The 24,380-nt window shown below is 45.0% G+C and carries 21 protein-coding genes; 14 read left to right on the top strand and 7 right to left on the bottom strand.

Going from position 1 to position 24,380, the window contains the following annotated elements; all coding sequences use genetic code 11:
* Positions 1-96: 96 nt before the first annotated feature.
* The 3 genes from NIES593_RS10515 to NIES593_RS10505 all read left to right on the top strand — a co-directional run bounded on the left by NIES593_RS10515 (position 97) and on the right by NIES593_RS10505 (position 3,421).
* On the top strand, positions 97-975 hold the full coding sequence (locus tag NIES593_RS10515; protein WP_073599535.1) for an SDR family oxidoreductase: 879 nt from the start codon (positions 97-99) through the stop codon (positions 973-975).
* A 240-nt stretch (positions 976-1,215) separates the two neighbouring features.
* Positions 1,216-2,286: a photosystem II q(b) protein gene (gene psbA, locus NIES593_RS10510; protein WP_073599583.1), complete on the top strand. Its 1,071-nt coding sequence runs from the start codon at positions 1,216-1,218 to the stop codon at positions 2,284-2,286.
* 124 nt (positions 2,287-2,410) lie between these two features.
* Positions 2,411-3,421, top strand: coding sequence for a Stf0 family sulfotransferase (locus tag NIES593_RS10505; RefSeq protein ID WP_073599534.1), 1,011 nt, complete (start codon positions 2,411-2,413; stop codon positions 3,419-3,421).
* A gap of 194 nt (positions 3,422-3,615) precedes the next feature.
* Here the strand turns inward: NIES593_RS10505 and NIES593_RS10500 are convergent, their stop codons facing one another.
* From NIES593_RS10500 to cimA, 3 genes are all read right to left on the bottom strand, one after another.
* Positions 3,616-4,287 carry an FkbM family methyltransferase gene (locus NIES593_RS10500; protein WP_175561097.1) on the bottom strand — a complete coding sequence of 224 codons (672 nt, stop codon included), beginning with the start codon at positions 4,285-4,287 and terminating at the stop codon, positions 3,616-3,618.
* A 108-nt stretch (positions 4,288-4,395) separates the two neighbouring features.
* Positions 4,396-4,632, bottom strand: a complete 237-nt coding sequence (locus NIES593_RS10495) for a hypothetical protein (protein ID WP_073599532.1) — start codon at positions 4,630-4,632, stop codon at positions 4,396-4,398.
* Between the two features lie 161 nt (positions 4,633-4,793).
* On the bottom strand, positions 4,794-6,419 hold the full coding sequence (gene cimA, locus NIES593_RS10490) for a citramalate synthase (RefSeq protein WP_073599531.1): 1,626 nt from the start codon (positions 6,417-6,419) through the stop codon (positions 4,794-4,796).
* A 66-nt stretch (positions 6,420-6,485) separates the two neighbouring features.
* Between cimA and NIES593_RS10485 the strand changes: the two genes are divergently transcribed.
* On the top strand, positions 6,486-6,839 hold the full coding sequence (locus NIES593_RS10485) for a 2Fe-2S iron-sulfur cluster-binding protein (RefSeq protein WP_073599530.1): 354 nt from the start codon (positions 6,486-6,488) through the stop codon (positions 6,837-6,839).
* Positions 6,840-6,940: 101 nt separating this feature from the next.
* Here the strand turns inward: NIES593_RS10485 and NIES593_RS10480 are convergent, their stop codons facing one another.
* Positions 6,941-7,156 (bottom strand): hypothetical protein, encoded by a 216-nt coding sequence (locus tag NIES593_RS10480; RefSeq protein WP_015142852.1) that lies wholly within the window; start codon positions 7,154-7,156, stop codon positions 6,941-6,943.
* Positions 7,157-7,320: 164 nt separating this feature from the next.
* On the opposite strand from NIES593_RS10480, the gene NIES593_RS10475 reads away from it, so the two are divergent.
* Positions 7,321-7,812: a hypothetical protein gene (locus NIES593_RS10475; RefSeq protein WP_073599582.1), complete on the top strand. Its 492-nt coding sequence runs from the start codon at positions 7,321-7,323 to the stop codon at positions 7,810-7,812.
* 235 nt (positions 7,813-8,047) lie between these two features.
* Entirely contained in the window at positions 8,048-8,200 is a 153-nt protein-coding gene (locus NIES593_RS25515; protein ID WP_175561095.1) for a PsaJ protein, read from the top strand.
* Positions 8,201-8,260: 60 nt separating this feature from the next.
* Here NIES593_RS25515 and NIES593_RS10465 read toward each other — a convergent pair whose 3' ends face one another.
* Positions 8,261-8,443, bottom strand: a complete 183-nt coding sequence (locus NIES593_RS10465; RefSeq protein WP_073599529.1) for a hypothetical protein — start codon at positions 8,441-8,443, stop codon at positions 8,261-8,263.
* 373 nt (positions 8,444-8,816) lie between these two features.
* Here NIES593_RS10465 and fmdA point away from each other — a divergent pair, with 373 nt between their 5' ends.
* Positions 8,817-10,004 (top strand): formamidase, encoded by a 1,188-nt coding sequence (fmdA, locus tag NIES593_RS10460; protein ID WP_073599528.1) that lies wholly within the window; start codon positions 8,817-8,819, stop codon positions 10,002-10,004.
* 18 nt (positions 10,005-10,022) lie between these two features.
* Positions 10,023-10,310: an FmdB family zinc ribbon protein gene (locus tag NIES593_RS10455; protein ID WP_073599527.1), complete on the top strand. Its 288-nt coding sequence runs from the start codon at positions 10,023-10,025 to the stop codon at positions 10,308-10,310.
* On the opposite strand, the gene NIES593_RS10450 is transcribed toward NIES593_RS10455, so the two are convergent.
* The gene (locus tag NIES593_RS10450; protein ID WP_073599526.1) at positions 10,307-11,683 is read right to left on the bottom strand and encodes an aminopeptidase P family protein; all 1,377 of its coding nucleotides are present in this window, start codon (positions 11,681-11,683) and stop codon (positions 10,307-10,309) included. The genes NIES593_RS10455 and NIES593_RS10450 overlap by 4 nt on opposite strands.
* A 229-nt stretch (positions 11,684-11,912) precedes the next feature.
* Between NIES593_RS10450 and cutA the strand changes: the two genes are divergently transcribed.
* The 5 genes from cutA to NIES593_RS10425 all read left to right on the top strand — a co-directional run bounded on the left by cutA (position 11,913) and on the right by NIES593_RS10425 (position 21,157).
* Positions 11,913-12,242 carry a divalent-cation tolerance protein CutA gene (cutA, locus tag NIES593_RS10445; protein WP_073599525.1) on the top strand — a complete coding sequence of 110 codons (330 nt, stop codon included), beginning with the start codon at positions 11,913-11,915 and terminating at the stop codon, positions 12,240-12,242.
* A 250-nt stretch (positions 12,243-12,492) separates the two neighbouring features.
* Entirely contained in the window at positions 12,493-15,024 is a 2,532-nt protein-coding gene (locus NIES593_RS10440; RefSeq protein WP_083602411.1) for a penicillin acylase family protein, read from the top strand.
* A gap of 168 nt (positions 15,025-15,192) precedes the next feature.
* Entirely contained in the window at positions 15,193-15,333 is a 141-nt protein-coding gene (locus NIES593_RS10435) for a transposase family protein (protein WP_139253673.1), read from the top strand.
* Positions 15,334-15,428: 95 nt separating this feature from the next.
* Positions 15,429-20,810, top strand: coding sequence for a translocation/assembly module TamB domain-containing protein (locus NIES593_RS10430; protein ID WP_073599524.1), 5,382 nt, complete (start codon positions 15,429-15,431; stop codon positions 20,808-20,810).
* 47 nt (positions 20,811-20,857) lie between these two features.
* On the top strand, positions 20,858-21,157 hold the full coding sequence (locus NIES593_RS10425) for a hypothetical protein (protein ID WP_015142273.1): 300 nt from the start codon (positions 20,858-20,860) through the stop codon (positions 21,155-21,157).
* A 1-nt stretch (position 21,158) separates the two neighbouring features.
* Here the strand turns inward: NIES593_RS10425 and NIES593_RS10420 are convergent, their stop codons facing one another.
* Positions 21,159-22,589: a glycosyltransferase family 2 protein gene (locus tag NIES593_RS10420; protein WP_073599523.1), complete on the bottom strand. Its 1,431-nt coding sequence runs from the start codon at positions 22,587-22,589 to the stop codon at positions 21,159-21,161.
* Between the two features lie 268 nt (positions 22,590-22,857).
* Here NIES593_RS10420 and NIES593_RS10415 point away from each other — a divergent pair, with 268 nt between their 5' ends.
* Entirely contained in the window at positions 22,858-24,081 is a 1,224-nt protein-coding gene (locus tag NIES593_RS10415) for a bifunctional sterol desaturase/short chain dehydrogenase (protein ID WP_073599522.1), read from the top strand.
* Positions 24,082-24,380: the final 299 nt, after the last annotated feature.

Raw genomic sequence — 24,380 nt, 5'->3', positions numbered from 1 at the left:
TCATTGCCCCAGCAATAACCGAATCGTCCCTATTAAGAATTATGGCAGAGTTACACTTAACAGTGTTCGGTTATTAGCGACCAATGACCAGTTCTTATGCAAAAACTTTTAGTCACAGGAGCTAGCGGTTTTTTGGGCTGGAATCTTTGTCAGCAAGCCCGACAAAAATGGGACGTTTGCGGGACTTATTTGGCCCATGCGGTTGAAATTCCCGGCGTTACGCTTCTCAAGGTCGAGCTAACAGATTTTCATGCCCTCAAACAGTTATTTACAGACATTCAACCAGTAGCCGTCATTCATACCGCCGCTCAATCCAAGCCAAATTTTTGTCAAGAGCATCCCGATGAATCTTATGCCATTAATGTTACGGCTTCCCTAAATATTGCCCGCTTGTGTAGCGATCGCGCTATTCCTTGCGTTTTTACTTCCACTGACCTAGTTTTTAACGGCCTAAATCCTCCCTATCGAGAAACCGATCCCGTTTCTCCAATTAGCTATTACGGCGAGCAAAAAGTCCTCGCCGAACGGGGAATGTTAGAATGCTATCCTAAGACTGCCATTTGTCGAATGCCGTTAATGTTTGGCGTTGCTTCTCCGGTGGCCGGTAGTTTTATTCAACCTTTTATCGAGATTCTCAAAGCCGGAAAAGAACTCAGTTTATTTACCGATGAGTTTAGAACGCCTATCAGCGGTTCGACGGCAACTAATGGATTATTATTAGCCATAGAAAAAAAAGTTGTAGGACTGCTTCATTTAGGCGGGAAAGAAAGAGTATCTCGCTATCAATTCGGTCGCTTATTGGCAGAAATATTGGAACTTCCGCAAGAAAACATCAAAACTTGTCAACAAAAAGACGTACCGATGTCTGCTCCTCGTTCTCCCGATACTTCTTTAGATAGCTCTAAAGCTTTTGCTATAGGTTATCAACCGCGATCGCTACGAGAAGAGTTAGAAGCTTTAAAAGGTAGAATTTAACGAAAAAAAAACTCTAGATATTAAGTTTTTTATAAAAAAATTTAGATTGGTTGACTTTTTTAAAAACTTTTACCAATTGATAAAAATTAATTCAAAAAGCAATAATATGGCTATTATCTCTTTAATGCTCATTTTACAATAGATGTAGATTAAGATAAAAAATCCTAGAATTTTCCAAGAGTTTTTTAGTTGAAATTTCCAAAAATCTTCTTGTAGTTTTCATAGTAGGAGCTAATGGCTATGACCAGCGTTATTCAACGTCGCCGCGAATTAGACATTGGCAGGATTTGGGAAGGATTTTGCAATTGGGTAACGAGTACCGACAATCGCATCTACATTGGTTGGTTTGGTGTTTTGATGATTCCTACCCTTCTCGCTGCCAGCATTTGTTTTATCATTGCCTTTATCGTCGCTCCCCCAGTGGATATGGACGGCATTCGGGAACCCATAATCGGTTCTCTATTGGGCGGTAACAATCTTATTACTGCTGCCGTCGTTCCCACTTCTGCTGCGATTGGCTTACATTTCTATCCGATTTGGGACGCGGCTTCCATGGACGAGTGGCTTTATAATGGCGGTCCCTATCAACTAATTATTCTTCATTTCCTGATTGGCATTTGGTGCTATCTGGGTCGTCTGTGGGAACTCAGCTATCGCTTGGGGATGCGTCCTTGGATTTCCGTGGCATTCTCGGCACCTGCCGCAGCCGCCACAGCCGTATTCCTGGTTTATCCCATCGGTCAAGGGGCTTTTGCAGAAGGAATGCCTCTGGGCATCAGCGGTACGTTCCACTTTATGTTGGCATTCCAAGCCAATCACAATATCTTGATGCATCCGCTGCACATGTTAGGAGTTGCTGGCATATTTGGCGGCGCATTGTTAGCTGCTACGCATGGTTCTTTGGTCACATCCAGTTTGATTCGAGAAACTACAAATGAGGAATCGATAAATGCTGGTTATAAGTTCGGTCAAAAAGAAGTAACCTATAATCTGCTTGCTGGACATGTTGGCTATCTGGGTCGCCTTCTCATCCCCAGTCTGGCCATGCGCAATCACCGTGCCATCCACTTTTTGCTCGCTGCATTGCCCACGATAGGTATCTGGTGTGCTGCACTGGGTATTAGCACGATGTCGTTCAATCTCAACGGTTTCAATTTCAACCAATCCATTCTCGACAGCCACGGTCATCCAATTTATACCGATGCCGACTTAATTAATCGCGCCAATTTGGGTTTGAGAGCAATGCACGCGCCGAATACCCATCACTTTCCACTGGTTTTGGCAGGTGGTGAAGCTGTTTCAATCAGTTAAGTAATCCTCCAATGACTCGATTAAATTTGAGCGTTTCCCAGTTGAAACGCTCTTTTTTTGAGCGCAAGACTTGTAAGTTTTGCGCTATATAATGATAAAAACCTGCAAGCGAAGAAAAATTAATATGAAAGTAGAGGAAATCTTCGATCGCATTGCTGAAGTTCGCTTACTAAAAAAACTGAGCGATCGCGGCAATTTACTTTTTGTTGGCGAAGAAGAAACGATTCAATATTTACAAAATTTTTTCGCTCGCAGTAATACTAATAGTCATTATGATTATTACTGCTTGTCTGAAAACTCAGATGGGTTTAATTACAGTCGCGACGATCTATTAAATTACCAAGCTATTATCGTTGCATCTATTGATGACGAGCATTTCATTTTCGATCGCCTCAAACAAAAGCTTGAGCAATTAAATCTAGAAACTCCTATTTTAAAGTTATTTTCCGATCTTTTTGTCAATGTTGCGTCAGATCGTCCATTGTTACAGGCATCTGACAGTAAATTTATTGTACCTAAAATTGCCTATGCGATCGCCTCCACCGCGCGATCGGGTTCGACGGTTTTGTGTAAGGCTTTAACAGCAACGCAAATTGCTGGATTTCCCGAAGAACATTTACGACAGCCTAGTCAAGTCCTTACACAAAATTGTCATTTCGATTGCCTTAGATATCTTCGGAATTTGATGACCTATCGGACTACCGAAAATGGAGTTTTTGGAACCAAATTTATATCTCATTTTTTTCCCTTTCGAGAGCAAAATAATTTGGATCTTGATGAAATACTTGCTCGATTCAATTTTATTTATTTAATCAGGCGAGATAAAATCGCACAGGCAGCTTCAGGATACATTGCCCAAAAAACAAAAACTTGGCATATTGATACCGATAAAAGGTATAAAGCTTATCAAGCTAGTCTCAACGAGATTAAAATAAAAGATGCCGATCTCGAAAAATTACACAGCTATTACCAATGGCTTTTGCAAGAAGAATGTTTTTGGGAAGAATTTTTTGAGCAGCGTCAAATCTCCCCATTAGTTATTGAGTACGAGCAATTTGTAGCATCTCCAGAACAGCACGTCAATAAAGTTTTAAAATATCTAAAAATTATTGATGAGGATAGAGTAAGGTTCTGAATCGATATCAGTATAAACTTTATCAAATTGCCAAAAAATTTAAAATTTTTGGAGACGACCGAGCGATCGCAATTAAAATAAAATCTAAAAAACTTCAATCAAATCTCTCGAAAGTTTTAATACAAAAATATAAAGAAAAATATAGTTAATATTAAATTGTTAAGTCCGATCTTGAATTAAATCGGACTTAACATTTATTTTTTGATAAACTCACGAATCCAGTGACGGAGAGAAGGGGATATAATTCGGCGCGTAGCTGACTTAAAAGTATCGATTATAAGACGAGATTTATGATCTTGCTTCGGGTTGCGAAAAAGAATCATGCCATAGAAGTTGCTTGGATAGTAATCAAAGGATTTCATGAATTCGTATATCTTCTTTTTACTTGTCTCAATTTCAGAAGAATCTTGATGGCTAAATTGGATTAAAAATTTAGCTTTTCCAGTTTTTAAAATACCTACACAGCCCTGAAGAATTGGTAACTCTTTACCCTTTACATCAATTTTAATAATGTCTGGTTTAATCGGTTTAAATAAAGTATCAAGCTGATAGATATCTACTGTAATTTCTTCCCAAGCGATCGCATCGTCTAGTTCTTGCTTAACTTGAGAGATATTTTCTTTTAAAATGCTATGAGTAGGAGAATTAGAGAAGAAAAAATTGCTTTGTCCGTTGCGATCGCCGATCCCTATCTGTAAAAGATGTATCTTATTATCAGAGTCTTTTTCCCACTGAGAACACTTTTCTTTCAGTTTTTCAAACTTAATTGGATCGGGTTCAATAGCATAGATACTACCACTAGTCAGAGCTTTATTTACTTCAAAGGTATACTTTCCCGAATTAGCCCCAATATCGACTATAATCATCTGCGATCGCAAAATTTTAGCTAACTTACTAAAAAATTCTTTGTTGGAGTTATTTTCGAGCAAATTGGTTTCATTCAGCATTGAATATATTTTCCCCAATTCCGATTTTTATCTAAATAAATATTTTTTGCATACTTTCTCAAGTGCTTTAGCAGCATCTATCTGCATTTCTGGCGAGGGATAATACTTGTTAAACATATGTTTGCTGCCGTGAAGGTTGCGTAAATCTTCTCTACCGCTGTCGATTGAAGTTGGTTTGCCTGTAAATCTACTAATCAGTAATTGGGGCATTCCTCTACCCGTTATACATTCCACGTATTCATCGCTATATTTTTTTTCATTCATTAATGACAGAGATAGTCGATCTCCCTATTTGGGAGAGAGGAGAAGAATGTCGATCGCGAAAACCTGAAAATTGGTATTAGCAAAAAGCGATCGCTATGTCGTTTAAAAGGTAGAACAAGATAGCGATCGTTGCTTTTTTGTAGTGTAAAAAAAATATTTAATTAAATTGAAGTTACAGCAGTTTTTGCTGTCGATTTTAATAGCAAACCATATTCTATTCCTTCAATTACTGCCTGATAGGAAGCATCTAAAATATTGGTCGAAACGCCTACCGTCGTCCAGCGTTCTTTGCCATTGCTCGACTCTACCAAAACGCGGGTTTTAGCTGCGGTTCCCGAACTGCCATCTAAAATTCGGACTTTATAATCGGTTAGATGGAAATTGGCGATTTCTGGATAAAACTTCGCTAACGCTTTCCGCAATGCATTATCCAATGCCGAGACGGGCCCGTTTCCTTCTGCTGCTTCCAGGATCTCTTCTCCTTTAACGACTACCTTAATCGTCGCCAGAGCGTTACTGTAAGGCATGTCCGTCCACTTTAACATATCGCAGTGTACTTGAAACCCTTTCACCTGAAACATCTCCGATCGCTGTCCCAAAGCTTCGCGCATCAATAATTCAAAACTCGCTTCTGCGGCTTCAAATTGATATCCTTCATTCTCTAGCGTTTTGAGGCGTTCTAGAATGTGTTGGCAAGTGGCATCTTGCTTATCCAACTCGATCCCAAAACTACGTGCTTTAGACAACACATTACTCAATCCCGATTGTTCGGAGATGAGAATTCGACGTTCGTTGCCGACTAATTCTGGCTCAATGTGTTCGTAAGTAATCGGATTTCTTTGGACGGCTGAAACGTGAAGCCCGCCTTTGTGAGCGAATGCCGAACGTCCCACAAAAGGCGCGCGATCGTTGGGAGCCATATTGACAACCTCGCTCACTAAACGGCTAGTTGCAGTTAGTTGTGCAAGTTGCCAATCTTCGAGACAGCGATAGCCGAGTTTCAGCTGCAAATTGGGGATTAACGTACAGAGATTGGCATTGCCGCAGCGTTCGCCATAACCGTTGATCGTTCCCTGTACCATGGTCGCACCTTCTAAGACGGCTGCGATCGCGTTGGCAACCGCTGTACCTCCATCATTATGAGGATGAATGCCGAGTTGGGGAATCGTAGCTGAGTCTTCTAATAAACTTCTGACAACTTCTTTGACAACTTGACTTATTTCATGGGGAAGCGTGCCGCCATTGGTATCGCAAAAAACTAACCATTCTGCACCTGCATCCCTAGCCATTTTAAGGCATTGCATAGCATAGTCAGGGTTATGCTTGTAACCGTCAAACCAGTGTTCGGCATCGTAAATGACTCGCCTTCCTTGAGAGCGAAGATACGCGATCGTATCGCGTATCATGTTGAGGTTCTCTTCTAGGCTGGTTTTCAATCCTTCAGTGACATGGAGATCCCAGGATTTACCAACAATCGTCACCCAACGAGTCCCCGCAGCGAGAATCGCTTGCAGCATTTTATCTTCTGCGGCGAGGATGTTGGGACGGCGAGTGAAGCAAAAGGCGACGACTTCAGCTTGCGTCAGAGGTTGCTCTTTTAGCTGCCAGAAAAATTGTACGTCTTTTGGATTGGCTCCGGGCCAGCCTCCCTCAATAAAGGGAATTCCCATTTCGTCTAGTTTTTGCGCAATTCTCAGTTTATCTTCCACAGATAGGGAGATTCCCTCTTGCTGTGCGCCATCTCTGAGAGTGGTATCGTAAAGCCAAATCTGGTTAGCTGTACTCATGAAATCGTTACAATATGTAAACTTATGTAAAGGAAAGAAACGCAGTTTTTGAGAAGGTAGTCGCCAATGCCTACAGTAACAGCCCAAGGAAAAACTATTACCTGCCCTCAAGGTGCCAACTTACGCCGAGTGTTAATAGAAAATGGTATCGATCTCTATAACGGCAATGCCAAAATTATCAACTGCATGGGGATTGGCAGTTGCGGAACTTGCGCGGTAGAAATCGAAGGTGAAGTATCCGAACCTAACTGGAAAGACAAAACCAGGCGATCGCTGCCTCCCCATTCTCCTACCAAAAATCGTCGTTTGGCATGTCAAACGAAAGTGCGAGGAGATGTCCGCATCACCAAATATAACGGGTTTTGGGGACAGGGCGATCGCTACGTCTGGACACCTGAAGGAACCGTCGAACAACAATAATTTAGACTCCTAAAAAACTGCTAGGAAAATCTACTTGCGATCGTAGGTTATCCCGGCAGTTCAATAGGAATTTCTTAAATTCTTATTCACAATAGAGAAAATTAAGCGGCTTTCTGGCGATAATTCGGATCTAGCCAACACACAGGAAGCGATTCACCCGACGGAAACATTAGCTCCGATTTCATAAAGGTTTCAGGTTCTTGCAATTCTTCCCCACAGTGATATCTCCCTATAATCTGGTTTTGACACGGATCGTACAAGTTTTCTATTGTGAGAACTTCTACTAACTCGCCATGAGGCTTATGTATTAAAAACATATTCCCTCCTTTATTATCGACCCTTGACATTTCTGGTATAACACAAATACCTACGAGAAAATGTCAAATAGTGTAAAGTAACCAAGTTGTAAAAAATCGTGACAGAAAATCATTTTAATTTACCGTTCACCTTTTGCATTTCTTCCTTAATTCGCATTACTCTAATGAGTTTATATATTGCCTTGACTATTCCCTTACCTTTCTTGACAAAAGTTACATCTGCTCCCATTTCACCTCTAATTTTATGGGTGGGAATAGCTATTGGGTTAATTTTCTTATATGGAGCATTAAGCGAACAAGTCCTTTTAGATGAAGAGAAAATTCAAGTAACTTATCCTCGTTGGTTTTCTCTATTTTTTCGCAAGGGATGGTCGCTATCTTGGTCGGAAATTAAGGATTTAAAACTGCGTACTACCGGACAAGGCGGATTGGTTTATTATTTCGTTACTCATGGGGCAGATAAAGCGTATTTATTACCAATGCGAGTGGCAGGATTTGCTCGTTTGGTAAAAATCGTTGAGGAAAAAACAGGGATCGATACTACCGATATTCGACCGCTATCGCAACCTTGGATGTATTTATTTTTGTTGGTATTTACTTTGTTTTTATTGCTGATAGATGGATGGACGATTTGGACGGCGACCGCTCAAATCTGAGCTATATAAATTCAAGCGATCGCAAATAAGTTTTGTTATCCAAAACTGTATTAATAGGGAAATCTATCGAATGTAAAACTTCCTTTGGATTAGTCATGAAAAATCCTTAGATGTATTTTTGAGCTTAATTTTGCCAAAGAATTTCCTATTAATCCTCTCTTTAGCTAGAAGTGCGGGTAATTATTAGCAATTAAGTTGTTAGTTAATTCATCAATTTGCTTTGGAGAGCGAAACTATGCTGAAGAAGTCAAACAACCAATTAGGCTATTTCCTTCAATATCTGTCCCTTGCACTAGTTCTTGCTGTTTTATCAGTATCGGTTGCTTTCTCTACTTGGGCAGTGTTTAACTACTTTTTCCCCGATCTTCTTTTTCATCCTCTGCCATAAAAATCATGAGGCGATCGAGTAAAAACGTTATCATCTATCCAAAGAACGGTTTTTCTCGTCCTAAAACTTTTTTATAAGAGCCTGTTGTAAAGTAGTTTGAGCGAGTGCGATCGCATCCTCATCTTTTACAACAGGCTCTTGGCAGGAGTGCAATGCGATCGACAGTTCGTCAAAGTTTGTAAAACCAATTTCTATTAAACGTTTATCGGTAGTGCGAGCATCTTGCTCGCGATTTTTAAACACACGCGAGCAAAACGCTCGCACTCGCACACCCAATAAGATTGCAATAATAACTATTTTTTAAAATAAATTTGATAATAATTATCATTTTAATTATTTATAAACTTTTAAACAAAAATAAAGGATCTTTGTAGCAAAATTGACATTAAGGCTATTTTTGATAAGAGAAGATAGCCTAGCTAAATCTTTAGAAGTAAATTGAGTCAAATCGGTAAATTTAGGCAAAAATACTATATTTTTGTCAAATTTATTCTTAGGGCAAAATGCTTTGGTTTCAATTATTAGCTTTTGCTCGATGATTTTTCGTTCAAAAATTTCAGGCTATTAAAAAACAATTTAGCTTGAGATAAAGTTAGCAAACCGAGGAGCAATTTCTATGCCAAAAACTCTCTTCAAAGTTGACCTAACTAAGCCCATGTACGAGCAGGAATTAGTAGGTCACAACCGTTGGCATCCCGATATTCCTGCCGTCGTTTCAGTCAATCCCGGCGATGTCTTCCGCATTGAGTGCAAAGACTGGACTGACGGACAAATTAAAAATAATGACGACCCCAACGATATTCGCGATGTAAAACTCAGTGTAGTTCACGTTCTCAGCGGTCCCATTCACGTTAACGGTGCTCAACCCGGAGATATTCTCGTGGTCGATCTCCTCGATATCGGACCCCTACCAGGAGATGAATGGGGCTTTACCGGAATTTTTGCTAGGGACAATGGCGGCGGTTTCTTGACGGATCATTTCCCCAATCCAGCCAAAGCGATTTGGGATATTCAAGGAATCTATACCAGTTCCCGGCACATTCCAGGAGTTCGCTTTGCGGGCATTTCCCATCCCGGTTTGATTGGTTGCGCCCCTTCCCACGAACTGCTAGCAAAGTGGAACTCGCGGGAGAGGGCATTGGTAGAAAAGGGAGGTCCTCCGTGGAAGCCGCAGATTCCACCTCTAGCTGCCCTCCCCAACCCAGAAAATGCCATTCTGGGTTCTCTTAAAGAGGCAGAATTCGATCGCGTAGCGGCAGAAGGGGCACGTACCGTACCGCCTCGCGAACACGGCGGCAACTGCGATATCAAAAACCTCTCGAAGGGATCGCGCATTTATTTCCCAGTGTATGTAGAAGGCGCGAAACTCTCGATGGGAGATATCCATTTCTCTCAGGGAGACGGAGAGATTTCTTTCTGCGGCGCGATTGAAATGGCAGGTTATCTCGACCTCCATGTCGATCTCATTAAAGGCGGCGTAGAAAAATACGGCATGGTTAATCCCATTTTCAAACCGGGACCAGTGGAACCTCGCTACTCCGAGTATTTAGTCTTTGAAGGAATTTCCGTAGACGAATTTACCGGGGAGCAATATTATTTAGACGCTCACGTTGCCTATCGCCGCGCTTGTTTGAACACGATCGAATATTTGAAGAAATTTGGCTATACGGGAGAGCAGGCATACTTACTCCTCAGTTGCGCGCCTGTAGAAGGTCGAGTCAGCGGCATTGTCGATATTCCCAACGCTTGCTGTACCCTAGCCCTGCCAACAGAAATTTTTGACAAAAATATATTGCCAACTTAGAAACTAAGAGCGTATCTTATGCCACTTTATGAGTTTCGGTGCGACTCCTGCGGAGAGTTTGAAGCTTGGCGCACGATTGCCGAACTGAGCAGCGAACCAATGCTGTGTCCCAGTTGCGAAGGAGTTGCCAAGCGCCTTTTCTCACCTCCTAATATCAATTTAAATGTCGGTAGCTTCCAAGTGAAGAAAAGAAATGCCAGGGAACCTAAGTTAGTCAAGCGAGAGCAAGAACCCGAAAAACCTAAGTATCAAAGTCCCCAAAGCGGGCGACCTTGGATGCTCGGTCATTCTCCACCGAGGTATTAAAATAGTGCCTCAATCTCCTCGGCAGCATTCGGCAATCGAGCGGTTAAAACTTCCGTCCCAGATTCCGTAACGAGGACATCATCTTCGATACGAATTCCCCGCACGTCTCTAAACCGTTCTAAACGCTGCCAATTGACGACATCTTGATATTTAGCGCGAAATTCGGGGGAATTTAGAATGGCGGGAACTTGGTAAAATCCAGGCTCTATGGTGACGACCATCCCCGCACGTAGGGGGCGATCCAATCTTAAATAGCCTAAACCAAAGCGATCGCTCCTCGTTCTCCCTGCCTCATATCCGGCTAAATCGCCCAAATCTTCCATGTCGTGGACATCTAATCCCAAAAGATGACCGATACCGTGGGGAAAAAACAACGCATGAGCGTCCATTTCCACTAAATCAGTAGGGTTTCCCCGCAAAATGCCCAACTCGACTAATCCTTCAGCAATAACTGAGGCAGCCAGTAAATGAATATCTCGGTACTCTACCCCAGGACGCATTTTTTCAATACAAGTGTCGTGCGCCGCCAATACCAGATCGTAGATATCGCGCTGGGTGGAAGAAAACTTTCCCGAAACCGGGAAGGTGCGGGTAATATCGGCAGCCCAACCCATGGGCGTTTCTGCGCCGACATCGGCTAGCAATAAGTCTCCAGATTGCAAGGGGTGGTAATACCGTTCGTTGTGTAATACTTCTCCATGCACCGTCACGATACTGCTATAGGCACATTGCATGTTATGGGCAATTATTACTTCTTCCATTGCCCCTCTAACTTCCGCTTCCGTCTTTGCCCTAGCAGTTGCTTTTATTCCCGCTAGGTGAGCTTCTACCGATACGGCAGCGGCTTGGCGAATTTCTGCTAGGGCTTCGGTATCGTGGCTTAATCGCAGAGAAACAATGGCTTTGGCTAACTCGCGATCGATCCCTTCCGGTGCGTTGGCTGGCGCTACCGTTCTTGCTAAAAGTTGGCATTGCTGTTGATAGGTTTTGATATCTTGCACGGCAACGGTGGCAGCATTGGCAGTTCGCGAGGCTAACTCAGCAAGGGGATAAGCAGCATCCGCCCCCATTTTGGCGGCGATCTCGTTGCGTTTGGGCATTTCTCCGTGCCAGAGGGCACTTTCTGGGGAAGCATCATCGAGAAATAATTCCAGCTTGCCATTTTCCAGGCGAATGGCGGCGTTATCGAGGGGAAAACCTGCAAAATAAAGGAAATGACTGCTAGCGCGAAACGGATAGCGATTGGCAGGGAAATTGCGATCCGGAGCGCGTCCCGACCAGAGAATAACGGGGGTTTTGATTATACAAGCTAGGCGCTGTCGTCGTTGGCGCAGGGTTGCTTGGAGAGAGTTGCTACTATCTTCAAGCTGCATCAGTTACTAGCATTACATGCGATAACAATTGTATTTTTTATGATAAGTAAGTCGGCGAGAAAAAACAAACTATGTAAAGATAACTAAAAAAGAACGCTACAGATGCTCAATGCGAATTGTTAATTGTTAATTGTTAATTGTTAATTATTAATTGTGAATTGTATTAAGATGTTTCGCCTCGCGATCGCGACGCTCAACATAACATACTATACTTTTGGGACAACCTGTAATGAAACAAAAGGCTACTGATTACGGAATCGTACTGGTAACGGCTTCTTCTCAAGCAGAAGGAGAAGCGATCGCATCGGCTTTGGTAGAGTTGAAATTAGCCGCTTGCGTTACCTTGCTACCAGTGCGATCGATTTACACTTGGCAGGGCCAGGTCAATTCAGAAGAAGAATGGCAGTTGCTTATTAAAACCAATCTATCTCAATTTTCAGTGCTAGAGGCAAAAATTAAAGAACTACACTCCTACCAAGTGCCAGAAATTATTGCTTTACCGATTGTAGCGGGTTCTCAGTCTTACTTGAATTGGATTGGCGAGAATGTGCGGTCTTAGTTAACCATAATTGATTAGTGCGAGCATCTTGCTCGCGATCGGGATTACTAATTAAACAGATTTGCTATGACCCGCAAAACAAGTTTTGCTCGCAGAGCAAGAACTCGCAAAACATGGCAAGAATTGGCAAGACAATAGCAATCGCTCTTTGAGATTCTAGGAAAAATCGAATCGATCGCTAAATTTCTGGCAACAATAAATCGTTTTTTGTTTCGCAGATAGAGACAAGCAAAAGACAGAGGAGATAGAAATGATTGCAGACGAGAGTACTGTCTTACTAGACGCGATCGCGCAGCGCGGACTAATCGAGACGGAAAACGCATTCAGCTCTATCTTTCCCACAGGTGCCGACCTTCAATCAAATCGCGTTTCAGAAATCGGACGGCTGCCAACGCAAGAGAATAACGATATCCTTGACACAGCTAATTTGGGTTTGGCGGCATCAGAGGCAAACAGCGATTCGCTAACTGGGCAATCTGGAGAAGATCCACTTGTTGGCATTCTCGAACGACTCGATGCTCGACTCAGTTCTGAGGCAGAGATCTCCGAATTGCCGGAATTGCAGAACCCGGTAGCTATAGAGCGCGACGCTTCAGGCATTCCCCATATTAAAGCACTGAATTTAAAAGATGCAGCCTTCGCCCAGGGCTACGTTCACGCCCAAGATCGGTTGTTTCAGATAGATCTTGCGCGTCGCTTCGCTTCGGGGAGGCTTTCGGAGGTATTCGGCGCAGATACCCTAAATTCAGATAGGTTTTATCGAACACTAGGACTAAGCCAACTAGCAGCGACAGCTTACCAAAACCTAGCTCCAGAAGCAAAAGCTGCGATTGATGCCTATAGCGCTGGCGTTAACGCTTACCTCGCCACTAATCCTGACTTGCCCCCAGAATTTCAAGCCTTGGGATACCAACCCGAACCTTGGCAGCCAACCGATACTCTCGTTATCGCTCAAGAGCAGAATCGCATTGGCGTAACCGATGGAGAAGAGTTAGATCGCGCCCGATTGCTAGAAAGAGGATTAAGTCGCGATCGCATTGAAAAACTCATCAATCCCTATCCCGAAGATGCTCCAACCATCTTGCAGCCTGAAGATATTCAACCGTCAACTGCTTCTATAGGGCAACGAGAACTTCAAGGGGCGATCGCAAAACTTCCTCAAGAAAATTCATTAAAAATGGAAATGATGGAGGAAGTCGAGACGCTGTTCTCCAATCCGATAGAAGCTTCCAACAACTGGGTAATATCGGGCAGCAGAACGACAACGGGCAAACCTTTCCTTGCCAACGATCCCCATTTGCCGTTGCAGGAACCTTCGCTTTGGTATCAATCTCACTTGGAAACGCCTGAAGATGAAGTCATTGGCGTTAGCTTCCCAGGAATTCCTGGGATCTTAATCGGGCGCAATCAAGATATTGCTTGGGGAGTTACCAATACACAAGTAGATGGCGAGGATTACTATCTACTAGACGAGACGGAGAACGGATCGGGTTATGTTTATCGGGGTGAAGTTCGACCTTATCAAATCCGAGAAGAAACGATTCAAGTCAGAGGTGCAGAGCCAGTTTCTCTGCCCGTCCAAGAAACTGTCTACGGACCCGTTGTTTCCGATCTTGTAGGGATAAACCAACCGATCGCGCTCCAATCGATTGCTTTGCAGCCAGTAGACGGAACGGTGGAATCAGCTCTAGGAATTATTCAAGCGCAAAATTGGCAAGAATTTAGAGAAGCGCTCGACTTTGACGATGCTGCTTCAGCTCAGAGCCAAAACTTTGTTTATGCTGATGTCGATGGCAACATCGGCTACATCGCTGCGGCAAAGTTCCCCATTCGTCAGCCAGACCATTCTGGACTCTATCCAGTACCGGGAACGGGAGAGTTTGATTGGAGAGGGTTTATTCCTTTTGAAGAGGCTCCCCAAGTCTACAATCCCGAATCTGGATTTATCGTCACGGCGAATAATAAACTGACTCCTGCCAATTATCCTTACGAAATTAACGGAAATTTTGCCGTTCCTTATCGAGCCGAGCGTATCCGCGAGTTGATTTTAAGCAAGGATAAGCTTTCCTTGGAAGATATGCAAGCGATTCAGCTTGACCAAGTAAGCTTGCTCTATCGAGACTTCAGACCGATTTTAGAACGACTTGAACCTATTTCCGAGGCAGGGCAGACGTGGCGCGATCGCCTGCTCGCTTGGGATGGCGACACACAGCCCGATTCGGTAGAAGCCTCTGTTTTTGAAGCTTGGTACACCGAACTGACCAGATTGCCAGCCGCAGAAGTCGGACAGGAATACTTTGATCGCCCGATTTTTCTATCCCAAGCCATTCAAGCAGGAGATCCCGTCTTAGATCGCCCCGGCAGCGAGCCAGGTCTTTTTGATGAAGCAGCACGAGCTTTAGAAGATGCCATCGAAAGGCTTGGAGAACCGATTCGGGCTTGGGGAGATATTCACCGAGCAAGCTTTGTGCCATCGAATCCAGCTCAAACGAGTCCTAATTTACAGGTTTCTTACGGTGGCGATCGCTACACCGTCAATATCGGTCCCTACAATGCCAGCGACTTCAGCATGGAAGCTGGACCGAGCTACCGTCAAATCGTCGATCTGAGCAATCCAGAAAACTCTCTGTACGTCAATCCTCCCGGTCAGTCTAGCAACCCAGATTCAGAGAATTTCGACGACCAGCTACCTCTATGGCAGCGGGGAGACTATTTACCCATGACCACAGAAGATTATCCCCTAGTCGAACTAGCAGTGCTGTTGCCCGAACAGTCGGGATAGTTATACCAATTCGCCGCTCCTCGGACTAACGTCCTGCGGGGCGGTTCGCAATTGTCAATTCGCAATTGTCATCGATGCTCGGAGCGCTTCGCTATCCCCCTATCCCCCCAGGGCTGTTTCATTCCCTAAAACCAGTAAAATTGCAAGTGTTGTGGGGGAGAAAAAGTTATGAGTGCGAATCTAATCGAACAACTGCGGCAAGTCGAAGACTTTCGGACAAAAGACGGGCAGAGACATTCTCTGTGGTTAGTATTGCTGTTAGTTATTATGGGAACGATGAGTGGGTATGTGGGATATCAATCAACGTAATTAGCGAAACTTAAGCACGAAATTTCACTCTTTATAATTGAAAGGCAATGTTGCCGACTGGCTAGTCAGACTGTTACAAAGGGTGGGAAAGGCTTATGATGACAGACAAATCCGATTCAGACAAGGAAAATAATGAACCGGAAGTCAAGTTAACTCAAAAGCCAGATCCAAAACTCCCTAAAAGATCGCAATGGAAGCGGCGCTTGTCGGTCTGGGGCGGAAGTCTCGTCTTGGTCAGTCTCGGTGGCGGACTTGCCTACGGATGGTTTTTTATTCAGCGCCAGCTAGTTCCTCTAGTAGAAACGGAACTGACAGATTTTCTTAATCGCCCAGTCAAACTCGGTTCGCTTGAGGGCATTTCGCTATTTGGCGCGCGCTTAGGTGCTAGCGAAATCTTATCAACCCCCACCGATCCCGCTAAAGTTTCTATTACTGCTGTGGACATAACCTTCGATCCCTTCCTATTACTTGCCAAAAGAGAATTACAGCTTAACGTTACTGCGATTCAACCCAATATTTATCTAGAGCAAGGCAAAAAAAGAAATTGGTTGGTAACTCAGTTTGATTCAACCAAAAGAGAGGGTTCGGAAGGCGGATTCAAAGTGAACATCAAGACTCTGCAACTGCAAGAGGCAGAAGTCATCTTAGCAGCGCGATCGCCAGCAGGTAAAGTACAAAAGCCCGTTAAAGTATTAATCGATACGGGAAAAGCAGACTTTATCGATGCCGGGAAAATTATCGAGTTTGACCTATCTGGAGAACTTGCCAATGGAGGAGAACTTGAGGTTTCAGGAGTTGGCATCCCAAAAACAGAAGCGATTAACCTAATCGTTCGGGGAAATAAGCTGCAAGCGTCTGATGTCGATAATTTGCTCGCCCTTCCTTTCGACATTTCGACGGGAAAAATCGGTGCTAACCTAGAAGTCAAACTTAGACACAAACAAATTCCTCGCGTCAATGGAGTTGCCAGCCTGCAACAAGTAACCGCACAGATACCCGCATTGACCCAACCCTTCGCTCGCAGCAACGGTCAACTGCGCTTTCAAGGAACCGAGATTCGCCTAGAAAATGTCACTTCTGTTTTTGGGTCTATTCCTGGGGTTGCCAATGGGATTATCGACCTGCAAAAAGGCTATGCACTCAAAGCCAAAACGCAACCCATTCGGATACAACAAGTTGTTGAAGCCTTAAGACTCAAAAAACCACCCGTACCCATTTTAGGGGAAATTAAAGCAGACATTCGGGTTTCGGGATTGCTCGAACGCCCGAAACTGACTCTCGATGTCGTGACGACGCGATCGACTCGCGTCGATCGCGTAGACTTTCGCCCCGGTAGCCGCGCCAATTTACAACTCATCGACTCTAATCTTTTTATTCGCAGATTTCAAGCCATTCCTACCGTAGGCGGAAAGTTAACGGGGACGGGAAGGATTCAGTTTGAAAGTCGGAAGGCACAGGGGAAGAGGCAGGATTCCAAATACATTTTCGACCTTCAGGCGACTAACGTTCCAGCCCAAGCGATCGCACGTCTCTATCAAACCAATTTACCCGTCAATCCCGGACTGGTTTCCGGTCAAGCACGGTTTTTAGGAACGCTAGAAAATCCAGAAAAGCTGCAAGCAACTGGTTTGGCTAATTTCCGATTGGGTGGCGGAAGCGTCAGCGCCAGGAATTTTCAGTTTGCCAACCAACGCTGGCAAGGAAACGTGCAGGCTTTTGGGGTTAGTTTAGCTAGTCTCAATCCAGCTTTGCCGTCCCAACTACATCAAGGGCGTTTAAATGGTGCGTTCGCTGTTGCTGGAACGCTCGATTCTTTTCGACTAGAGACTATTCGCGCCACGGGATCGGCTAGCGTTGCGATCGCGCAAGGGGTAGCAACCGCAAATGAGTTAACCTTGGCAAATGGACGCTGGACAAGCGATCTAAAAGCGCAAGGCATCCAAGTTACCGAGCTTTTTCCGAACATTCCTTCAGAATTTGCAGGGATCCTCAATGGAACTTTTAACCTAGCAGGAAGGGTAGAGGATTTACTGAAAACTGTTCGAGGAAATGGAACGGCGAATCTAGTCCTATCGAAAGGCGCGATCGTCGCGGCCGAGAATTTACAACTAGCTGATGGTAAATTCAAGGCAGCAGTCATTTCCGATGGAGTTCCTTTAAAACAGTTCTCCAAGGACGGACGGGGAACTTTAGCAGGAAATTTGCAGGTACTTGGCAGTCTGGAAAATCCCACTCTCAGAGACATTCAAGCCAGTGGAGAATTGAGATTTAGCCACGGCATCAGCGCGATCGCACAACCGTTGACGACAGCCATAAGCTGGAACGGTCGGCGATTGGACATTCAACAAGCCACAGCTAAGGGACTTCAGGCTAGCGGATGGGCAGACATTGCAACTGAGTTACTGGGAACTACCGCCGCGATCGAGCGATTCGAGTTACAAGTAGCTGCCAATAGAGCCGATCTGAAGGCTTTTTCTCTCTCTGTGCCAGCCAGTCTAGCTAGGTTCGATTATTCGGGCAGCTTGGATTTTAACGGCATTATTGCAGGAACGCTGCGATCGCCCAAGATTAATGGAAATTTAGCAATTGGTAATCTGCAAGTTGCAGGGCTTGAGTTCGATCGCTCTCTCAAAGGAACGGTCAAAGGACTGCCAGAAAAGGGAATAGAGCTTGCGCTAGCAGGCACGGAAGACGAAATTCAACTAGCACTCGATCCCAAATGCCAACCCGTCTCTTTCGATCTCGCCTTAGATCGGATGAGCGTTAGGGGCACTCGGAAAAACGAATGGCTTCAGATAGAGGCAGATAATGTACGAGTTGGCTTATTCAAAAACATAGCCAAAGCCTCGCAATTCGCTTTACCTGAAACCTTGCTCGCCCAACCGCTGTCAGGAGAACTATCGGGCGACTTTGCCCTCAATCTCAACACCTCAGAACTATCTGGAGAGCAAGTGAAAATTGCGAATCCTCGTTTTGGCAGTCTCAGCGGCGATCGCTTAACCGCCAACTTCCGCTATCTAGATGGCAATTTGATTCTCCAAAATGCTCGATTTCAGAAAAATGACAGTCAATATCTCCTCAACGGCAGTCTGACGAACGCGCAGCGAGGTTGGCAATGGCAAGCCGAAGTTGCCGTTTCTGGCGGACAAATCCAAGACGTTCTCGAAACCTTACAAATCTTTGAACTATCGGACTTAACTCGCGGACTCAAAGCCCCCGATTACGATAAAGCAGCCGATCTTTATGAAGTCGGAAGTCGGCGCTGCTCGGACGCTACCCCCCCTTATCAAAGGGGGGTTACGTGCGCGGCGGAGTCGGAAGTGAAGTTCCAGGGCAGGAGTCAGAATACAGAAGTCCAGGAATCTCCAGTCCCCAATCGCCCCCTTTTCTCCGTTGGCACGCCAGAAAGCTCTATACTGAACCAACTGAGCCATATTGCAGAAATTGAAACGCTCTTGAGAAGGCAGCGCAAACAGCGTCAAGAAGCTTCTCCTTTGCCAGAATTAGCAGAATTGAAAGGCACTTTTGACGGCAATCTTGTCGTCAGCAATGCTCCCAATAGCGGTTTAAAAGCCTCCTTTGACTTTCAAGGGAAGGGGTGGCAGTGGCGAGATTTTGCCTTTAACCAGATCGATCTCAAAGGCGGCTTCCATAATGGGATCGTCTCGCTCGCACCTTTGAAAATTCAATCAGGAGAAAGTCTATTTGCCTTCTCTGGCAGCGTGGGGGGCAAAATTCCCTCCGGTCAACTGCAACTGGCAAACGTGCCCCTCCAACTGCTCTCAGAATTTGTCGATTTGCCTCCAACCGTTACTGTTGGGGGACTGCTCAACGGAGATGTAAAGCTGGCTGGCAGTCGAGATAATCCACAAGCAAAAGGAGAATTAGCGATCGCCAAGGCAACCATCAATAAAACTGCGCTTTCTACCACCCAAGGCAGTTTTACCTACGACAACGGTCGCCTCGATTTTCAAGCCAGCAGCAAACTGAATCGCCAAGCTCAGCCAATAATCCTACAAGGCTCTATTCTCTATCAAATGCCTTTTGCCACCGTCAAACCAGACAGCGATCGCCTGCAACTAAATCTACAAGTGAAAAATGAAGGAATGGCACTGTTGGATATTCTCAGCAAAGATGCCCTCTCCTGGATTGATGGCGAGGGAGAGATAGCGCTGAATATTTCTGGTCGATTCGATCGCCAACTTGGTCGCCCCAGTCAGTTACGAGCAGAAGGAATCGCCAAGTTTAACAATGCGACGATAGGCGCTCAAGTTATTCCCGAAGAGCCTTTAACTGAAGTTAACGGGAAAATTCTTTTCAATTTTGACCGCCTTGAGGTAGAAAGTCTCAAAGGAAAATTCGGCGGCGGTGAAGTCGCACTAGCTGGCACTTTACCCCTCGTCGAATCTACGCCCCAGCCAAATCCTCTAACGGTGACTCTAGATAACCTCGCTCTCAACCTCAAAGGACTCTATCGAGGCGGCGTGCGAGGAGAAGTCGCGATCGCGGGGAGCTTCCTAGAACCGGAGATTGGCGGCAGACTGAGATTATTTAACGGTCAAGTTCTCTTAGGAGAAGAGAACGCTACAGAAAACGGTGACAAGGGAAATAGCAGCAATAACGGTGAATTTGGCTTTAAATCCACAGTATTTAACAACCTACAACTCACCTTAGCTGACAATATCCAAATCGTGCGACCTCCCGTTTTAAATTTCTTAGCAGCGGGGAGTTTAACCTTAAATGGCAGCCTCTCTCAACCTCGCCCGCAAGGTAAAATTACGCTCAAAAGCGGTCAAGTCAACCTCTTCGCTTCCCAGTTCCGTTTGGATAAAGGAGCGGACAACAGTGCTCAGTTTTCTCCTAAGCGGGGGCTAGACCCCTATTTGAATGTTCAGCTATTGACTTCAGCAACCGAGACAACTCGCGACCCAGTACTGACCAATCCTTCCTCGACTGAAATTATCGATCCATTTACGGCTAGCTTAGATAGTTTGCAAACCGTTCGCATTCGAGCCAGGATACAAGGGTATGCCAGTCAACTGACCAATAGCCTCGAACTAACCAGCACTCCTCCTCGCAGCCAGCGAGAGATTATCGCCCTTTTAGGCGGAGGTTTTGTCAATACTCTCGGTCGCGGCGATACCACCCTGGGTTTGGCTAATTTAGCTGGGTCAGCCGTCTCTGGCACTATACAGGGAGCGATAAGCGATCGCTTGGGTCTTAGCGAGTTTCGCATCTTCTCGACGCCTTTAATTGACGAACAAGAGCGAATCTCCAGAAATCAAATCGGGATAGCGGCTGAAGCCGGAATCGATCTCACAAAAGATGTTTCTTTTTCCGCCATGAAAATTTTGAATACCGACCGACTGCCTCAGTTTGGGCTTCAATACCGCATCAATGGCAATACCGTAATCCGAGGCTCTACTAATTTCTCGGACGATAGCAGGGCTATTATCGAATACGAACAACGATTCTAATGAGGCTTGAGGAAAACATAAATCAATTCACCAACCATGTCTTACTTATGTTTGAGAATTTTGTCAATAGATCGAGAGTTCATTCTTGCTTTCGCCCAGCCGGACGGAAGCCCAAAACCCACGATTACAGCCCCTCTATCTGGGGAGACGATTACATCTTCGAACCGATCGAGGAAGGAAATAAGGGTTATATGACAGGACGAGGACAAGGAATAGAAGGCGGCGATTGCCTGATCCTGTCAAATGGCTTTGACTTTTGTTGCTATCGGGTTGAGACAATTAATTACTATGCCAATCCGCCAGATATGTGGATAGCATTACTCAAGCTGGCGGATCGCAATTGGTAGGCTAGAACTCAAAGCTTTCTTCACTGGTTCCTTCGTGAACTGTTTTCACCCATTTGAGCCGCTTTGGTCGCACGGACATGCGAGCTGTTATGCTGGGGATAATCGCCAGCCAATGGAGCATGTAAATCGTGCCCCGCAGGGTTTGCCAGGTAATGGTCGGTAGATTGAAAAAGCTTAATTTTTCCTCGCTGCGAGTGCGACGCAATCCTACCAACATTCCCCAAAATGCAAGAGAAATCGTAAAGCCCGTTAACGGACTCAGCATTGGCAAGCGATGGCGAGCGATCGCCATCACAAAGTCCGGTACGGCTGCGGTTGGGAGAATATATTGCGTCAATGCGAAGTAAAGCAGATCTAGCTTTTTCTTAAATCCCATCCGCTGGCTGAGAATCAATCGCCAATAGTCGAGATAGCGCTGATATCCGCCCTCTGCCCAACGGTTGCGCTGGTGCCACAGAGCGATCGCGCTGGTAACGCCTTCTTCTTCTACGGCCGGATCGAGTAAAAAGCCAATTTTCCAATCATCCAAGTGCAGGCGAATCGTTAAATCGAGATCGTCGGTGATGGTCTGTTCGTTCCAACCACCGCACCGTTGTAGGGCGCTACGACGAGCAAATTGACCGTTTCCCCGCAGTTCGCCGATGCCTCCGACTGCGATGCGCTGCTGCTGATAATAGCTATCTAGCGCCATTTCTGTCATTTGTCCCCGCGTCCAGAAATTGACGGCGCTGTTGGCGATCGCTTTGCGTACTTGGACTGCGCCTATCTCTTGTGCTTCAAATATTGGCAGCACCCGTCTGAGCAAGTCTGGCGTGACTTTTGCATCTGCATCGAATACCCCGATAATCTCTCCCCGAGTCTGGGGTAAAACTTGATTGAGCGCTCCCGATTTACCGCCACCCGCGCCCGCAGGACGGCGAACGACCCGCAGTTGAGGATATTGTCGTGCCAGTTTTTCTAAAATTTGCGGCGTTTTGTCGCTGCTGTGGTCGTCAATCACCCAAACTTCATATTTATCGGTTGGATAGTCTAGATTGCATAGCATAGTCACCAAATTGCCTATCACCGATTCTTCGTTTTTGGCAGCAACTAGCAAGGAAACAGAAGGCGCATTGGCTAACGCTTCATCCGATAATGAGTCTGGCGTAGGTTCTGCTTTGGCTGACACCAATCGCAGTCCGTGAATAACCATCAGTCCAGTCATGCCCATGATTACCCAGGTTCCCCAGGTAACCAGGTGAAGCGCGATCGTCGTACTCCAAACCGCCATCAACACGAAAGCGGCTTTCTTTCTGCGCCCCGACAATCCCTTAAAAAAATCGCTTCTAAATTCTTCCTCTTCGTCTTCTGGATCGACCCATTCGGATAAGAGGGAACCAATGGGATCTAACTCTTGCTCGGATTCATTTTCTGACCAATATTTTTCTGGCATAATCGATTTTGGCAGTTGGATGTTTGGCTTTAATTACAATTTGGCAGACTTTTGCTACACTAGCTGCGCTTAGGGTTATCTTGGGTCTATTTTATCCAAGATTATTAACTTTCTTTGATATTTGTGAATTTCCTTTGGCTCGAGCAGGTCTGAATTGCTCGTATAATGGCTATTGCAATCTTTAGTGTTGCCACTTTCGCTCGAAAAAACGCTAGCTTTAAATTTCTTGATTAAAATTTAAATTTCGCTCTGCTCGATTAATTACTTTATGACGACGGCAATCATAACGGCGACAACTTTGGCAGTTGGTTCGGTTTTCTGGGTGGAAATCGTTCGAGACTTTTACCACGCTCTTTCTCATCATTGGCAGCTATTGTATCGCCTGCATGTTTGGCATCATCGCGTGTTTCGCCCGGATTTATCGGCTGTTAGCGAGCAGATATACCGACAAGCCCATTGGTACAATGACGTACCAGAAGCTTTAGTTATGCTGTTATTCAGTCTTCTGCCTTGGGCGATCGCAACAGCGTTGGATTTGCCCCATCAATGGACGGCTTGGATGGGTTCTCTTTATACGCTAAGTTTTTTATTCGGCGCGATCGCGCGAGGAAGTGGTATTCCCTACGCCGACGAATTAACCGATGTCACCCATCGTCCGGGAGCTTTTACCCGCTTACCCGCTCGCTGGTTGGTCAATCGGCCCTACCACTGGCGACATCATTTTGACAATCAAAAGGCTTATTATAGCGGTACGTTTACTATAGTCGATAAGCTCATGGGGACTGCCCTCTCCCTCAAGGGAAAAACCATCGCTGTAACCGGAGCATCGGGAACGTTAGGGCGATCGCTCTTAAAACACCTTCATCTGAGGGGTGCAAAGGTCATTGCCCTGACTTCCAAGGAACGAACGGTAACTCTCGATATCAACGGGGAAAATACGCCAATAAAAACCCTTAAGTGGCAAGTTGGCAAAGAATCCGAGCTAGCAGAACTACTAGAGTCGATAGATATACTGATTATCAACCACGGCATTAACGGCTTTGGGAAGAGAACCCAGGAAGCTGTTGCCCAATCTTACGAAATCAATACCTTTTCAGGTTGGCGATTGATGGAACTCTTTTTTAAAACCGTCCGCACTAACGAAGACATCGCTCGCAAAGAAGTTTGGATTAATACCTCAGAAGCAGAAGTCAGTCCTGCTTTTAGTCCTCTCTACGAACTGAGCAAGCGATCGCTAGGAGACTTGATAACTCTGCGTCGCTTGGATGCTCCCTGTATCGTGCGCAAGCTGATTCTGGGACCGTTTAAAAGCGATCTCAATCCTTTTGGCGTGATGTCCGGCGATTGGGTGGCGAAGCAGATTGTTAATCTCGCTCAACGGGACGTTCGCAATATCATCGTGACAATCAATCCTTTGACGTTTATTGCTTTTCCTATCAAGGAGTTCTGCGTCTCTGCTTACTTTAAACTGTTTAGCGATCGGGTGAGATAAGTAGGCGCGATCGCACTTTTTTACGTAACTGAATAATAATGGCGATCGCTGACTCAATACAAAACTATAATTCTTCCATAACAAAAGTCCGTAATATTTTGCATCATTCGTCCTTGTTTTTTCAGCAATGAGCAATGGTTAATACTCGCTAACACAATTGACTTAATAGCCTTTGAGGAGTTTTTGAAAAATTTATTTTATATTTAAAGAGTTTATGAAGTTGCTTGACAAGACTTGCTTTTTCACTTAACCGTGATTATTCTATTGATGTCAGTGATTTAACGTAGGTAAGGTAATTA

Source organism: Hydrococcus rivularis NIES-593 (assembly GCF_001904635.1).
GTDB classification, from domain to species: Bacteria; Cyanobacteriota; Cyanobacteriia; order Cyanobacteriales; family Microcystaceae; genus Hydrococcus; species Hydrococcus rivularis.
The sequence above is the reverse complement of the archived record's forward strand: the minus strand, read 5'-3'. Positions and strand labels throughout refer to the sequence as shown.